Raw genomic sequence first — 14,661 nt, 5'->3', positions numbered from 1 at the left:
GACCGTCCCTGACGTCTCAAACAAGAAGGAAACAACAATGCAGTCGCGCTTACCCGAGGGGCTCGTCGTGCGCGCATTGCGCCCCGGCGATGCCGAAGCGTTGCATGCGCTGGGGCACAGCCCGTCAATAGTGCGGGGCAATGCAGAGCCACCGTATAGTTCGGTCGCACAGACCCGTGAGTGGATCGCGAACGTGGTATCGCCGGCCGTCATCATCGGCGCGTTGGTGGGCGAGACTATCGTGGGCGAAGCTGAACTGCATCCGCAAAAGTTGCGCCGCGCGCACGTCGGCGAGATCGGCATAAACGTACACGACGATTGGCAGCGTCGGGGCGTCGGAACGTTCCTCATGGAGCAAATCCTCGACTTCGCCGACAACTGGCTGGGCCTACGGCGGCTCCAACTTCACGTCTACACCGACAATGCTGCCGCGATCGCGCTCTACCGAAAGTGCGGTTTCGAAGTCGAGGCGCGTTTGCGCGGCGCAGTATTGCGCGAAGGAATACTCGCCGACTTCTTCTTGATGGCGCGCCTGCACGATCCGCTGCCCCTCACCCCGGAGTGATCCCCATGCACGTCCCGACACCATCGCCCGCGTTCGCGTCACCCGGTACTATCCGCGTGCGCACCTGCGAGCCCGCCGATTTCGAGGCGATCGCCGACTTGATGAATCAGCCAGGTGTGCGCCACGGCACGCTATTGAGCGGGTGGCGCACCCCCGAATCCTTGCGTGCGTGGTATGAGAGCCGGGCGCCCGGCTGCATCACGATTTGCGCCGATATCGACGGACGCGTGGTGGGACAATCGCAGCTCGATGTCGCGAAGGCGCGCCGCGCACACTGCGCTTGCGTGGGCTTCGGCGTGCACGACGCCTGGCAGCGTCGTGGCGTGGGCAGCGCGCTGATGGCGGCGATCGTCGCCTGTGCCGACCATTCGCTGGGCCTGCGCAGGCTCGAACTCGAAGTGTTCGCCGACAATGAAGCCGCGATCGCGCTCTATCGCAAGTTCGGCTTCGTCGTAGAGGGCCGCTCGCGCGGTGCCGCAATGCGCGCCGGCGTACTTGCCGATACGCTTCATATGGCGCGCTACGCGGAAGCACCACCGTTCGCTTCCCCCTTGTTCCCCTAACCGTACCGGCGAGCGCGTGCCCTTCTTTTTTATCGACAGGCCGGTCTTCGCATGGGTCATCGCGCTCGCGATAATGGTCGCGGGCGTGCTCGCGATTCCCATGTTGCCGGTCGCACAGTATCCGCAGCTCTCGCCGCCGCGCATCGTCATCAGCGCGGAATATCCGGGTGCGTCGGCGGAGGAGGTGGGCAACAACGTCGCGAGCGTGATCGAGGAGAGCCTCGATGGCGCCGAAGGCCTGCAGTATTACGAAACGACGAGCGATGCGCTGGGGGACCTGGAAATCGACGTGACCTTCACGTCGGATACCAATCCCGACATCGCGCTCGTGGACGTGCAGAACCGTCTGAAGCAGGTCGAGGCGCGGTTGCCGCAGCAAGTGGTGCAGCAGGGCATCGACGTGGAGAAGGCGTCGAATACGTTCCTGATGCTCGTCGCGCTCACGTCCACCGACGGCACGCGCGATTCCGCGCAACTCAGTGACTACCTGAACCGCTTCATCCTTCGCGACCTCAAGCGTGCACCGGGCGTTGGCGCGGCGGAGCTCTGGGACGCCGACGAGGCCATGCGCGTCTGGCTCGATCCGGTGAAGCTGCGCGAATACGGCCTCACGGCGGCCGAGGTCAACGCGGCCATTGCCGCGCAGAACTCGCCGGTGACAGCGGGCACGCTCGGGAACGCGCCGTTCGTGAACGGGCAGCAAATCACCGAGTCGGTGAGCGTGAAGGGGCAACTCGAAACGCCCGACGAGTTCGGACAAATCGTGCTGAAGGCCAAGCCGGATGGCTCGCTCGTGCGCTTACGCGACATCGCGCGCGTGGAACTGGGCCGCGCCGACTACTCGTTCTACTCGCGCCTGAACGGCAGATCGGCGGCGACCGTGGGCATCCATCTCGGCCCACGCGGCAACGCGCTGGAAACTTCGAACAGGATTCGTGCGCGTCTCGCGGAGCTGTCCAGACGTCTTCCTCCGGGCGTAGCGATCGAAATTCCATTCGATACGGCATACTTCGTGCGCGTGGCGATTCACGAAGTGGTGATCACGCTCATCGAAGCCGTAGTGCTGGTATTCGCGGTGATGTGGCTATTCCTGCGCGACCTGCGCTCCACGCTCGTGCCCACGGTGGTGATCCCCGTCACGCTCATGGGCGCATTCGTGGCGCTGTATTGGGCCGGGATGTCGATCAACGTGTTCACCATGTTCGGCCTCGTGCTCGCTATCGGCATACTCGTGGACGATGCGATCGTTGTCGTGGAGAGCGTGCAACGCATGATGCACGAGCGCGGGCTTGCACCGCGCGAAGCCACGCGCGCCGCGATGAAGCGCATTGGCGGTGCGATCGTCGGTGTGACGGCGGTGCTCACCGCCGTATTCGTGCCGATGCTGTTCTTCAACGGCAACGTAGGCGGCATCTACCGGCAGTTCGCAGTGACGATGATCGCGTCGATGCTGTGTTCGTCGTTCATGGCGCTCACGCTAACGCCGGCCCTTTGTGCGAGTCTGCTAACGGTGCCGAAGCGAACGCCGAAGCCCGAGCGCGGTTTGACGGCGCAAGCGGCGCGGGCCTCGCGCGGCTACCGGGCGGTCGTGGCTGCGCTACTGCGGCGCGGCCCGCGTGTGCTAGCGATCTACGTGGTGCTGTGCGCGGTTGGGGCGCTGTTGTACTGGAAGCTGCCGCAGGGCTTCCTGCCGAGTGAGGACGAGGGGCAGTTGCAGGTGATGATTCAGTTGCCCGCGGGCGCCACGCAGGCCCGCACGCTCGACGTGGTAAAGCGCGTGGAATCGATCCTCGGCAAGCAGCAGGCCGTCGGCAACGTAACGAGCGTGGTGGGCTGGAGCTTCGCAGGCAGCGGGCAGAACGTGGCGATGGCGTTCGTCGAACTCAAGCCGTGGGGTCGGCGCGGCAAGGACGAGATAGACGCGCAGGCTGTGCGCGACACGCTAAACGAGCAATTCGGCACCATCCTCGACGGCGACGTGCAGGCTATGCTGCCTTCCGCGGTGCCGGGCATCGGCCACTCCGAGGGCTTTACGTACCGGCTGGAGGATCGCGGGGGCGTCGGCACGGACGGATTGAAGGCCGCGCGTGACCAACTGATCGACGCGGCCGGCAAGAGCCGCATGGTGGCGCAGGTCCACTCGGAGGACCTGCCTGACGGGCCGCGCGTGGAACTCGAAGTCGACCGCGAGAAGGCCTACGCATATGGCGTATCGTTCGACCGCATCGCGGACGTGCTGGGCAGCACGTTCGGCTCCACTTATGTCGACGACTTTCCAGCAGGGGGGCGCATGCGCCGCGTCATCGTCGCCGCCGACGCACCTACGCGCATGAACGCCAGCCAGCTGCTCGACCTGCCTGTGCAAAATACATTCGGCGGGTCCGTGGCGATGTCGTCGATCGCGGCCACGCACTGGACGGTCGGCCCCGTGATGCTGAGCCGCTACAACGGTTATCCGTCGCTCGACGTGACGGGGCGCGCGGCGCCGGGCCATAGCTCGGGTGAAGCGATGGCCGAAATGGCGCGGCTCGCGCTCGCTCTGCCCGAAGGCGTGTATGGCGAATGGACCGACGCCGCGTTCGAAGAAGTCCAGGCGGCTCGCCAGACTCCGCTCCTCATCGGCCTCTCGCTGCTAGCGGTGTTCATGGTGCTGGCGGCGCTCTACGAGAGTTGGATCACGCCGCTTTCCGTGCTGCTGGTCGTTCCGCTCGGTGCGCTCGGCGCAGTGAGCGCGATGCTCCTGCGCGGGCTGCCCAACGACATTTACTTCAAGGTCGGAATGGTGACCGTAATCGGCCTTGCGGCGAAGAACGCCATCCTGATCGTGCAGGCCGCGAGCGTGCGCCGCACGGGCGGGTTGCCGCTGCGCGCCGCAGTTGTGGGCGCGAGCGTCGAACGGCTGCGGCCTATCGTGATGACTTCTGCGGCGTTCGTGCTCGGCGTGCTGCCGCTCGCGTTCTCGCGGGGCGGCGGCGCGCAAGGCCGGCACGCCATCGGTACGGGAGTCCTGGGCGGCGTGATTGCGGCGACGCTGCTTGGAATCGTGTTCACACCATTGCTCTACTACGCGGTGGTATCGCGGGTGGCGGCGAAACCTGTGCATCGGGTACCGCGGCGCCGAAGCGAGCACACAGCGCAGGCTAAAGAGGCCGAAACGGAGGCGCCCTGACCCCCCATGCCCCTATGGCTGATTGGCCGCCGCGCAGCAGGCGGATGGTCCAATGCGCGGGTGGGCGGAAATCAGAACAGACGCGGCGTTCCCACCCAGAGCAGTACGGTTTCCTGATCAGACGTATTGCTCCAGGCGTGCGGCACTGTCGATTCGTAGTGCGCGCTGTCGCCCGCGCGGACCACGAATGTCTGTCCTTCCAGCGAGAGGGTCATTTCACCGGAGAGCACATGCAGGAATTCTTCACCCGCGTGCGTGGTGACTTCGCTGGAGCGCTCGCCGGGCGGCATGCGCACGAGAATGGCTTCGAGCTGGCGACCGCCGGACGGATTGGTCAGGCGTGCGTAAAGGTCGGCAGAATTGGCAAAGCCGAAAAATTTCAGATCCTGCCCACGGCACACGCAGCCCGCTTCGGTGGGCGCATCGACGAAATAGCTTACCGGCACGCCCAGCGCCTTCGCGATGCTCACGAGCGAGGTGATCGAGGGGGTGGCGCGATCGCGTTCAACCTGAGAGAGAAACGGCTTTGAGAGCTGCGCAGCGCTGGCGATGTCATCGAGCGTACGGCCCTGTCTCTGGCGCAGTCCGCGAATCTTGCTGCCTACGGAAACTACGCTCAGTGATTCAATTGGTTTCGAAACCATGACGGAATATTGTTGTCTGTTGAATATGTTTTAATCCGAAAACCGGACTGGGCGAAAGCCCGATCTTGTCGTGCACTTTGGGTCTCCATTCATTTCCATTGCTCCGGCACGGTCTATATCCCGCGATTTCAGAGACAAACCGGCCGACAAGTAATGGAATATGCCGATTACCGCCGGGATTGCAATTCGAATTCCCCCTGCGTACGTCGGCGATCATGCCTTGACGCCAGTTGACGGAAGCGCCGTTGCCGTGGCGCGCCGTCTGCGGCTCATAAACGATAGCATGAAAGCCGCAGCGTACCACTGTTCTGCAACGTGCTAAAAAGAATCCGTCATTTCAAGCGTCCTTTCGATTCTCGTTTCCGATTATGGAGGAATGCTGAAAGAGTGGCGCCATGGAAAAGCGCTTTGTTCGCTTGCGGTTAATCGCAAGCCATGAGATGGTGGATCACGAGCACCGGGTCGGCGATGCGTGGGATCAGTCGCGGTGAAGGCATGTGCGGGCTCAGCGTCCGTCGAGCGACGCGGCGATGCGGTCGGAGAGGCCTATCTGACTCGCAGGGGAGGTGAGCCGATGGGGGGCTACCGACCGTGCATCGAACCGGTGCGTCGCGCTCGACGTAACCGTCCTTCTATCCGGGGGATTCGCTATTAGGGACAATCGCAGAAGACGTTTCCCAACTACCCCTATGCGATTCATGCGAGGACTACGACAGGTCGCTGCGCTGCGTCCGGGGCGGCGAGCTGTCGGTCATGTCTGAACGGGCTCGCGAATCAGCTTGACGACTGTGCAGATAACGTCCCAATGAGCAACGCGAGAATATTTATTCCGCTTCTTACGTTCTGAGCGATTCTTGGTTCCGTATCGCGGTTGTGTTTCCTATGCTGTCAGACTCGACGAGTCTGATGTGTCCTGCACACGCGCTCGCCGCCGCGAGGACCCCGCCGGACTCGCCTGCGCCGTGTGCTGCTCGATCGCCAGGTAAGTGCCGTTAGCTGGCCGCGGGAACCCGGCGAACGCAGCTGCTTTTGGAGACAGATTTCATCATGCCCGAGGAATATCGCTTCGATGTCTTTGGCCGGGCTATTGCCGTCGCACGCAAAGCTGAGGTGTGGACGGTCTTTGATATTGGCGAGGAAGGCAAACGTCGCCGAGCCGACATCCAGATCCCAGCCTTCATCGCTGCGGATGAATTGCTGCAATATCTCGACGACATCTTTCACGAAAGCGCGACCCCAGCGCGACCGTGTGTAAGGGTGCTTCCTGACGGGAGACGGGATCTGCCGCCCTCCGCGGAGTGAAGTCGTCGCCGCCATAACGTCCATTCGCCCACGCGCCACGGAGCATTACGCATGGTCAATCCGATTCGCAGCGAAATCGATCTCGAGGCGCAAGGCCTTCATGTTGGCTATCTGCGACTGCCGCATTCTGTTCATCGCTCGGCGTACGGCTGGATTCCGATACCAATCGGTTCCGTGCGCAACGGCGAAGGGCCCGTCGTGTTGCTCATGGCCGGCAATCACGGGGACGAGTACGAGGGACAGGTGCTCGTTTCGCAATTGCTGCGCGAAATCGACCCACAATGGGTACATGGACAACTCATTTTCCTGCCGATGGCCAACTTTCCAGCAGCCGAGGCTGGAACACGCACGTCGCCGCTAGACGGCGGCAACCTGAACCGCACGTTCCCGGGCAATCCACTAGGTACGCCGACCGAGATGATCGCCGACTACATCGAGAACACCTTGCTCGCGCGTGCGCAATATCTCGTGGATCTGCATTCAGGCGGTAGTTCGTTGCGCTATCACGGTGCGAATATGCTCGCGATCGAGCCGCGCGACGAAGAAGAAGGCCGGCAGTTGCGGGCACTCCTTGGCGCATTTGGCTTGCCGCGCGCCTTTCTTCACGCGCCCAATCCGCTCCATTCGGCGACGGCTGCACGCCGCCAGGGTGCCGTGTCGATCGTCACCGAGCTTGGTGGTGCCGGCGTCGTTCAGCGGGGCCTCCTGCACGAAGCGCGGCAAGGGCTGCTGCACCTGCTTGGCGCGATTGGCGTGCTGGCCGGGCCGCTCGTGCCGCCGCAACCGCCAGGCCAAACGCGGTTTTATCGCGTGGCTGCGCAGCACTATGTCTACGCGTATGAACGCGGCGTGTACGAGCCGCTCGTGGACCTCGGCGAACACGTGCACGCGGGGCAGCCTGCGGCGCGTATTCACTTTCCCGAAACGCCTCTGCGCGAGCCGCTGACGGTGGCGTTCGCGGCCTCGGGCGAGGTGGTGTGTCAACGGGCGGTTGCCTCGGTGCAGCGCGGCGATTGCCTCTTTCATCTGGCCGAGCCCGACGAGCCGTGAAGCGGAGAAGCGAGACGCACGGGTCTGTGCTGGACGCACGAAAATGCCTCACAGACGCAATTCATCTGGATAACGATATTCGAATTGCTTGGTTATATGGCGCATGCGGTGGGGGTAATCTGGCAGCCGGATCTGCCGTCCCACGGGAACGCCGCAACGATGACCTACCGCATTATCGATACCTCGCCGCTCGAAGCCGTTGCAAAGCCGCTGATCGACGGCCTGCAATGGGAATATGCAACACGCTACCGCGATCACCGCGCCGACAGCGAGGCTTCGGCCGCGCAGGAGTTGGCGCGTTATCCGGCCGCGCTGTTCGCGCCGCCCGAGGGTGCCTTCATCGTGCTCGTGCGCGACGGCGAGACCGTTGGCGGCGGGGCCTTCAAGCGCTACGACGCTCAGACAGCGGAGTTCAAGCGTGTCTGGACACGCGCCGACCAGCGCCGCCAGGGTCTTGCACGCCGCATCGTCGAAGAACTCGAGGCGCGCGCGTTGAGCCAGGGGTATCGCCGTGTTTATCTCACCACCGGCTTCAAGCAGCCGGAAGCCTGGGGCTTGTACATTGATTCAGGCTACGTCCCCTTGTTCGATCGCTCGATTGCGCCAGAAGTCCACGTGCGTCTGCCCTTCGCCAAGGACCTGCGGAAGCCGTTTTCCACGGATGCGCTCGACGACCTGCGCCCGCGTGAACCGCCAGGCGAGCATCGTTGATTGCGCGGCGGGCGGCGGCCACGCTTCGTTCGACGCCGCGTGTGCTGACTGCTTCATGCCACTCTGATGATCGGACACGACTATGACCCAGCGTAATCTCACCTTCGGCATCATGCTGCATGGCCCCGGCGGCCACATGAACGCATGGAAGCACCCAAGTAATCCGGTGGATGCCAGTGTCAACCTCGACTTCATTACCGGAATTGCCCAGAAGGCCGAGGCCAACGGCCTGGCGTTCGCCTTCGTGGCAGATGGCCTCTACATCAACGAAAAGTCGATCCCCCATTTTCTGAACCGCTTCGAGCCGATCTCCGTGCTTTCGGCGCTGGCGACTGCGACCTCGAAGATCGGGCTCGCAGGCACGATCTCGACTTCATACAGCCATCCGTTCACGGTGGCGCGGCAACTCGCCTCGCTCGACCTCATCAGCGGCGGCCGCGCGGGCTGGAATGTGGTGACGTCCCCGCTGGAGGGCTCGGCGAAGAACTACGGCGGCGATCACCCCAATCACGCGCTGCGCTACGAGATTGCCGACGAATACCTGGAAGTCGTGCAGGGGCTCTGGGATAGTTGGGACGACGACGCATTCGTGCGCGAGCGCGAAACCGGGCGCTTTTTCGATCGCGAGAAACTTCACACGCTCGACCACAAGGGCCGCTTCTTCGAAGTGGCCGGGCCGCTCAACATTCAGCGCTCGCCGCAGGGCCAGCCCGTGATTTTTCAGGCCGGCTCGTCGGACGCCGGCATCGATCTCGCCGGCAAATACGCCGACGCCGTGTTCACACATTCGCCCTCGCTCGAAGAGACACGCGAGTTCGCCGGGCGCGTGCGCCGCAGCGCCGTGGCCCACGGGCGCGCCCCGAGCGATGTGAAGATCTTTCCCGGTATCGGCCCAATCGCCGCCACGACGCACGACGAAGCCGAAGAGAAGTACCGCCTGATCCGCGACTTGCTGAGCGTCGACGAGGCGCTCGCCTACCTTGGCCGCTACTTCGATCATCACGACTTCACGCAATACCCGCTCGATGCGCCGTTTCCGGAGCTTGGCGACCTCGGCAAGAACAGCTTTCGCTCGACCACGGACCGCATCAAGGCCGACGCGCGCCGCAACGGCTCGACGCTGCGCGAAGTCGCGCTGGCCGTCGCCACGCCAAAGACGCATTTCCTTGGCACAGGCGAGCAGGTTGCCGACGAGCTGATCCGATGGCTGGACGGCGGCGCCGCCGATGGCTTCATCCTCGGTTTTCCGGTGCAGGCGGAGGGCCTCGACGACTTTGTCAGACACGTGATTCCGGTGCTCGAAGCACGTGGCCGATACAGCCGGCGCCTGAGCGGGGAGACGCTGCGAGACCACCTTGGCTTGCCGCGACGGATTAGCCGTTACGCGCTCGCCTCGACGCGCTGACTCAACGGCGCGGCTGGCTCGATTCATGGATGGCAGCCGCGCGCGGACGAACACGACAACCCTTGGACATTTTCCCTTTCAAAAGCGGAGCGTAAGTACACCATGAGTCGAGACTTGCTGCTGTTGCTGCAACCTGGCTTTACCGACCCTGCCCATCCCGGCGAGCGTTTCATCTGTCCGCACGGCGCGCCAATAGAAGGATTGCTTGCGAGCGACCCCGAGCGCGTCGCGCGCATCGACGTAAAGCGGCTGCCGTTCGCGCGCCCGCGTGCGGTGGTGATCGAGGTGCTCGACGAGGCACATCAGGGGCTGCCCGTGCTCGTGCTCGGCGACGAGCATGCGGTTCCCGAAGACGTGCAAACGGTGAACGGCCGTCACTTCGTGACCGACACGAACCGGATTCTCGCGCTGCTTGCCGAACGGCACGGCTTTCCCAGGGTGCATTGAGCAGCGTTCGTACAACACAACACCATGCCACTTCGTCTTTTTGCCGCCATCCCCTCGCGCACGCGGCGCCACGCGCTGGCTCTCGCCATATCGCTTTGCAACGCCGCGGCGCTGCTCCTTTTGCCTCATGCGGCGCAAGCCACGCCCAAAGGAACACTGGTTTTCTGCAGCGAAGGCAGCCCGGCGGGATTCGACCCGGGGCAGCACACCACCAGCACCGATTTCGATGCGAGCACGAATACGGTCTACAACGAGCTGGTGCAGTTCCGCAACGGCACACTCGATCTCGAGCCCGCGCTCGCAACAAGCTGGGAGAGTTCAGCGGATCAACGCACCTACACGTTTCATTTGCGCCAGGGTGTGAAATTTCAGACGACCTCGTGGTTTCATCCCACGCGGGACTTCAACGCGGATGATGTGATTTTCACCTTCACGCGCATGCTCGATCCGCAGCTGCCGTTTCGCAAGGCGTATCCGACGAGTTTTCCCTATTTCAGCGATCTCGGGTTCGACAAGAATATCGCGCGCATCGAAAAAGTCGATGATTACACAGTGCGCTTCGACCTCAAGACGCCCGACGTGATCTTCGTGCGCAACCTTGCCATGAGCTTCGCGTCGATCCTCTCAGCCGAGTACGCCACCCAGCTGAGTGGACAGCACCGCGAGGCCGATATCAACCAGTTGCCCGTGGGGACCGGTCCGTTCGCGTTCCGTTCGTACCAGAAGGACGCACTTATCCGCTACGACGCCAATCCCGACTATTGGCGAACGCGGGACGTCAAGCTCGCACACCTCGTGTTCGCCATCACGCCCGATCCGGCGACCCGCATCCAGAAGCTCGCGAGCGGCGAGTGCCAGGTATCGGTGTTTCCGCGTCCGGCTGATCTGGAGGTCGTCAAGCGCAATCCGGCGCTCAAGGTCGTTTCCGGCGTCGGCTTCAACGTGGGCTTTGTGGCGTACAACACGCAGCATCCGCCACTGGATCGTGTGGAAGTGCGCAGGGCGCTCGACATGGCGATCGACAAGCCCGCCATTATTCAGGCCGTGTTCGCAGGCAATGCGAAGATTGCGACGAACCCGATGCCGCCTGCCCAATGGTCCTACAACAATACGCTCAAGGACGCGCCGTATGATCCTGCGAAGGCACGCGCACTGCTTGCGCAGGCAGGGCTGGCGAATGGCTTCGAGATTACGCTTTGGGCCATGCCGGTGCAGCGCCCCTATAACCCGAACGCCCAACTGATGGCGCAGCTCATCCAGCAAGACTGGGAGAAGATCGGCGTTCATGCGCGGATCGTGAGCTATGAGTGGGGCGAGTACAACCGCCGCGCCAAGCAGGACGGCGAACACGACGCGTTGCTCTACGGCTGGTCAGGTGACAACGGCGACCCGGACAATTGGCTAGGCGCGCTGCTCGGCTGCGATGCGGTGCATGGCAGCAACGTCTCGAAGTGGTGCGACCCGTCGTTCAACTCGCTCATCGAGAAGGCTCGTGCGGATGCGAATGTGAGCGAGCGTGCGGCGCTCTATGAGCGCGCCCAGGTCGTCTTCAAGGAACAGGTGCCATTTACGCCGATCGCGCACTCGATCGTCTCGCTGCCAGCTTCGAAGCGCGTTGACGGGCTCGTGTTCTCGCCGTTGGGCAGCCACCGTTTCGACGGCGTGTCGTTGCAATAGGTACTAGCGAGGGTGGCGAGCCGGCCGCGTGTCTTCGGTGGCCGCAGACGAATGGCGCGACTCGCAGCGCCATTCGTCAATGCGTGTCTGAGCCCGCGGGCCAGAACAGAAGCGCGCGCAATTCGATACTGCGCCGCGCCGCCGCGTCCGCACGACTGGTGGGGTCCTCGAATGCGGTGTGAGCGGTGAGCCGCGCCGTGCCGTCCTCCAGAGAATCGTAGATTTTCAGCAGTAGTACTTCGTCGGGGCGCAGACGGGGAAAGAAGTACCAGCGATGCTGCGGGTTCGCGAGAAACGAATAGGTCTCGCCGGTCTTGTCGCGGTAGAGAAGGTCGGTCGGCACGAGATCTCCGGCCGCGATCGAGCGCGCGTCGCACAGCGCGAGCGGCAGTTGTTCCACCACGCTGAGCGGCCGCCACAGGTTGACGATCGCAAAGCGATGCCCCAGCCGCCGTTGCGCTTCTTCGGCATCGAGATGATCGCGCACCCGGCGCGGTCCGGACACGAAAGTCTGATCGTTATGCACGCGCCGCACGGGCTCGCGAAGTGTGGCGTTGCCGCGCGAACCGCTCGCGCTATCACGCAGCGTGTGGTCGAAAATGACGACCTTTTCGGCTCCCGTCATGTCGCGCAGCAACGCCTCGGCCTCGGGGCGATACACGAGGCGAATCAGGCTTTCGTCGTTGTAGTCGCTCACTGCGCTCCGATGCGAAACGAGCTGAAAGCCATTGCGGTCGAGCGAGATTTCGCCGGCCTCTGCAAGCGGACGCGCGTTACGTATCGTCACGCGGCGCGGGTCAAGCGTGCCCGAACTCCATGGCGTTCCCTCCGGCGGCTCGAACGTGTAGTTGACCGGCCGGGCGTTGCCCGGCGCGAGATAGTTGAGTTCCGCCTCGACGGCAGACGTTCGCGAAAGAGGCGAGGGGGCCGATAGCACTGTGCTCATAAGTCATCCTGATCAAAACGGTTCGCGCCACGGGCGCAGATCCAGCTCTTGTGTCCATGCGCTGCGGGCCTGGCGGTGCAACTGCCAATAGCTTTCGGCGATGGCTTCGGGTTGCAGCAGACCGTCCGGCCCTGCGTCTTGAGCGCGCTGGGGCGCGGCGCTTCGCAGCCGTTCGCCGTCGATGCCGCCGTCGATCACGACGTGCGCCACGTGCACGCCTCGCGGTCCGAATTCGCGCGCGAGACTTTGGGCCAGCGAGCGCAGGCCCGCTTTCGCCGCTGCGAACGCGGCGAACGGCGGCCGTCCGCGCAGCGAGGCGGTCGCGCCGGTAAAGATGAGGCTGCCGGCGCCCGAGGGGTTCGTCGCGGCGTCCGGGGCGTCCAGCAGAAGGGGTAAGGCGGCGCGGGCAAACACGAAGCCACCTAGCACGTTTGTGCGCCATGCGGACTCGAACTGCGCGACTTCGAGTTCGAGCGTTGGCGCGCGTACGGCGTTGCCCGCGTTGAAAATCGCGCTGCGCAGAATTCCGTGACTCGTCAGAAGTTGCGCGATGCGCGCGAGATCCTGCTCGTTTGCCACGTCGCCGGGTGCTGCGTGGGCGCAGCCGCCTTGCGCGCGTATTTCCGCGGCGAGCGCTTCCACACGCGGCGCCGTGCGTCCGGTCAGCACGACCGTGTAACCTGCTCGGGCGAAGTGGCGCCCGAGCGCCGCGCCCAGGCCGGCGCTCGCGCCCACCCCGGCAATCCATGCGACCGAAGCAGGAAGAGAAGAGGAAACGTCGCTCATGATGCTTTCACGCTAGTCACCACGCGCGCTTTTGGAAAAGAATGAAACTTCATATGGTTATTCATGCGGTCAGCGCATAGCGGTTCACGGGATAGTCGAGCCCAAGATGCTCGCGCAGCGTCGTGCCTGCATAGTCGCGCCGGTAGGCACCACGCTCCTGCAGGATCGGCACCACCTTACGCGCGAATTCGGTGAACGCGAGCGGTGTACCGCCGCGCACGATGAAGCCATCGGTCGCGCGCGCTTCGACCCAGGCCTGCAAGCCATCGGCGACCTGTTCGGGCGTACCGAGAAAGCTGGGCCTGGGCGTTGCGGCTTCCAACGCGACCTCGCGCAGCGTCAGCCGGCGCTCGGCCGCGTTGCGCTTGATCGCGTTGGTCGTGCTGCGGAACTGGTTGCTGCCCAGTTTGCCGATGTCGGGAAATGGAGCGTCGAGCGGGTACTGCGAGAAATCGTGGTGATCGAAGTAGCGGCCAAGGTAGTCGAGCGCATTCTCGATCGTCACGAGCCGTGCGGTTTCGCGATACTGGTCCTCGGCCTGCACGGCCGAATCCGCCACGATCACGCTGATGCCCTGGAAGCTCTTCAGGCTGCCGGCTGCGCGGCCGTGGGCGGCGAGCCGCTTCTGGACGTCGCCATAGAAGGCCTGTGCAAGCCCGATCGTTTCCTGGCGCGTGTAGATCGCGTCCGCATGGCTCGCCGCAACCGCCTTTCCGTCGTCGGAAGCGCCCGCCTGGAACAGGATCGGGCGGCCCTGGCGCGAGCGGCCGATATTGAGCGGCCCGGCCACCGAAAAGAACTCGCCCGCGTGATCGAGCGCATGCAGTTTGTCCGGATCGAAGAACACGCCGCTCGCCTTGTCGCGAACGAAGGCGTCGTCCTCCCACGAATCCCACAACCCCTTCGTCACATCCAGAAACTCGGAGGCGATCCGGTAGCGCAGTGCATGTTCTGGGTGTTTGTCACGCGAGAAATTCTTCGCGGAGCCTTCCAGCGGCGAGGTCACCACATTCCAGCCCGCGCGGCCGTCGCTCAGGTGATCGAGGCTCGAAAACTGGCGCGCGACGGTGAACGGATCGCTGTACGAAGTCGAGAGCGTGCCAACGAGGCCGATGCGCGTGGTCGCGAACGCGAGCGCCGAAAGTAGCGTGAGCGGCTCGAAGCGGTTCAGGAAGTGGGGGATCGACTTCGCATTGATGTGCAGCCCGTCGGCGACGAACAGCAGATCGAATTTCGCGTTCTCGGCCTCGCGCGCCAGCTCGCGTACGAAGTCCACGTTGATGCTGGCATCGGCGATCGCATCGGGATGACGCCATGCGGACATGTTGCCCGAAGCGCCCTGGATGATCGCGCCGAGGTGAATCTGACGTTGGGGATTCGTGGTCGATTGGCTCAT

General features: G+C 63.7%; 13 protein-coding genes. 9 read left to right on the top strand and 4 right to left on the bottom strand.

Going from position 1 to position 14,661, the window contains the following annotated elements:
* Positions 1-37: 37 nt before the first annotated feature.
* The 3 genes from BFD71_RS00325 to BFD71_RS00315 are packed head-to-tail and all read left to right on the top strand — an operon-like array spanning position 38 to position 4,297.
* Positions 38-565 carry a GNAT family N-acetyltransferase gene (locus tag BFD71_RS00325; RefSeq protein ID WP_069261311.1) on the top strand — a complete coding sequence of 176 codons (528 nt, stop codon included), beginning with the start codon at positions 38-40 and terminating at the stop codon, positions 563-565.
* A 5-nt stretch (positions 566-570) separates the two neighbouring features.
* Positions 571-1,128, top strand: a complete 558-nt coding sequence (locus BFD71_RS00320; RefSeq protein ID WP_069261310.1) for a GNAT family N-acetyltransferase — start codon at positions 571-573, stop codon at positions 1,126-1,128.
* 16 nt (positions 1,129-1,144) lie between these two features.
* The gene (locus tag BFD71_RS00315) at positions 1,145-4,297 is read left to right on the top strand and encodes a multidrug efflux RND transporter permease subunit (protein WP_069261309.1); all 3,153 of its coding nucleotides are present in this window, start codon (positions 1,145-1,147) and stop codon (positions 4,295-4,297) included.
* A gap of 71 nt (positions 4,298-4,368) precedes the next feature.
* Here the strand turns inward: BFD71_RS00315 and BFD71_RS00310 are convergent, their stop codons facing one another.
* The gene (locus BFD71_RS00310; protein WP_069261308.1) at positions 4,369-4,941 is read right to left on the bottom strand and encodes a cupin domain-containing protein; all 573 of its coding nucleotides are present in this window, start codon (positions 4,939-4,941) and stop codon (positions 4,369-4,371) included.
* Between the two features lie 1,029 nt (positions 4,942-5,970).
* On the opposite strand from BFD71_RS00310, the gene BFD71_RS00305 reads away from it, so the two are divergent.
* The 6 genes from BFD71_RS00305 (at position 5,971) to BFD71_RS00280 (ending at position 11,533) form a co-directional block, all read left to right on the top strand.
* Positions 5,971-6,243, top strand: a complete 273-nt coding sequence (locus BFD71_RS00305) for a DUF7661 family protein (RefSeq protein WP_370684235.1) — start codon at positions 5,971-5,973, stop codon at positions 6,241-6,243.
* Between the two features lie 51 nt (positions 6,244-6,294).
* Positions 6,295-7,293: a succinylglutamate desuccinylase/aspartoacylase family protein gene (locus BFD71_RS00300; protein ID WP_069261307.1), complete on the top strand. Its 999-nt coding sequence runs from the start codon at positions 6,295-6,297 to the stop codon at positions 7,291-7,293.
* Between the two features lie 159 nt (positions 7,294-7,452).
* Positions 7,453-8,004, top strand: a complete 552-nt coding sequence (locus tag BFD71_RS00295; protein WP_069261831.1) for a GNAT family N-acetyltransferase — start codon at positions 7,453-7,455, stop codon at positions 8,002-8,004.
* A gap of 82 nt (positions 8,005-8,086) precedes the next feature.
* Positions 8,087-9,409: an LLM class flavin-dependent oxidoreductase gene (locus BFD71_RS00290; protein WP_069261306.1), complete on the top strand. Its 1,323-nt coding sequence runs from the start codon at positions 8,087-8,089 to the stop codon at positions 9,407-9,409.
* Between the two features lie 102 nt (positions 9,410-9,511).
* Positions 9,512-9,856: a DUF3088 domain-containing protein gene (locus BFD71_RS00285; RefSeq protein ID WP_069261305.1), complete on the top strand. Its 345-nt coding sequence runs from the start codon at positions 9,512-9,514 to the stop codon at positions 9,854-9,856.
* Positions 9,857-9,880: 24 nt separating this feature from the next.
* Positions 9,881-11,533: an ABC transporter substrate-binding protein gene (locus tag BFD71_RS00280; protein WP_083244971.1), complete on the top strand. Its 1,653-nt coding sequence runs from the start codon at positions 9,881-9,883 to the stop codon at positions 11,531-11,533.
* A 76-nt stretch (positions 11,534-11,609) separates the two neighbouring features.
* On the opposite strand, the gene BFD71_RS00275 is transcribed toward BFD71_RS00280, so the two are convergent.
* The 3 genes from BFD71_RS00275 to BFD71_RS00265 all read right to left on the bottom strand — a co-directional run bounded on the left by BFD71_RS00275 (position 11,610) and on the right by BFD71_RS00265 (position 14,661).
* Entirely contained in the window at positions 11,610-12,479 is an 870-nt protein-coding gene (locus BFD71_RS00275; protein WP_069261304.1) for a CmcJ/NvfI family oxidoreductase, read from the bottom strand.
* Positions 12,480-12,491: 12 nt separating this feature from the next.
* On the bottom strand, positions 12,492-13,265 hold the full coding sequence (locus BFD71_RS00270; protein ID WP_069261303.1) for an SDR family NAD(P)-dependent oxidoreductase: 774 nt from the start codon (positions 13,263-13,265) through the stop codon (positions 12,492-12,494).
* A 61-nt stretch (positions 13,266-13,326) separates the two neighbouring features.
* A complete protein-coding gene (locus BFD71_RS00265) occupies positions 13,327-14,661 on the bottom strand; it encodes an LLM class flavin-dependent oxidoreductase (RefSeq protein ID WP_069261302.1) in 1,335 nt (444 codons plus the stop codon).

It is taken from the genome of Paraburkholderia nodosa (assembly GCF_001718195.1).
Classification (GTDB): domain Bacteria; phylum Pseudomonadota; class Gammaproteobacteria; order Burkholderiales; family Burkholderiaceae; genus Paraburkholderia; species Paraburkholderia nodosa_A.
The sequence above is the reverse complement of the archived record's forward strand: the minus strand, read 5'-3'. Positions and strand labels throughout refer to the sequence as shown.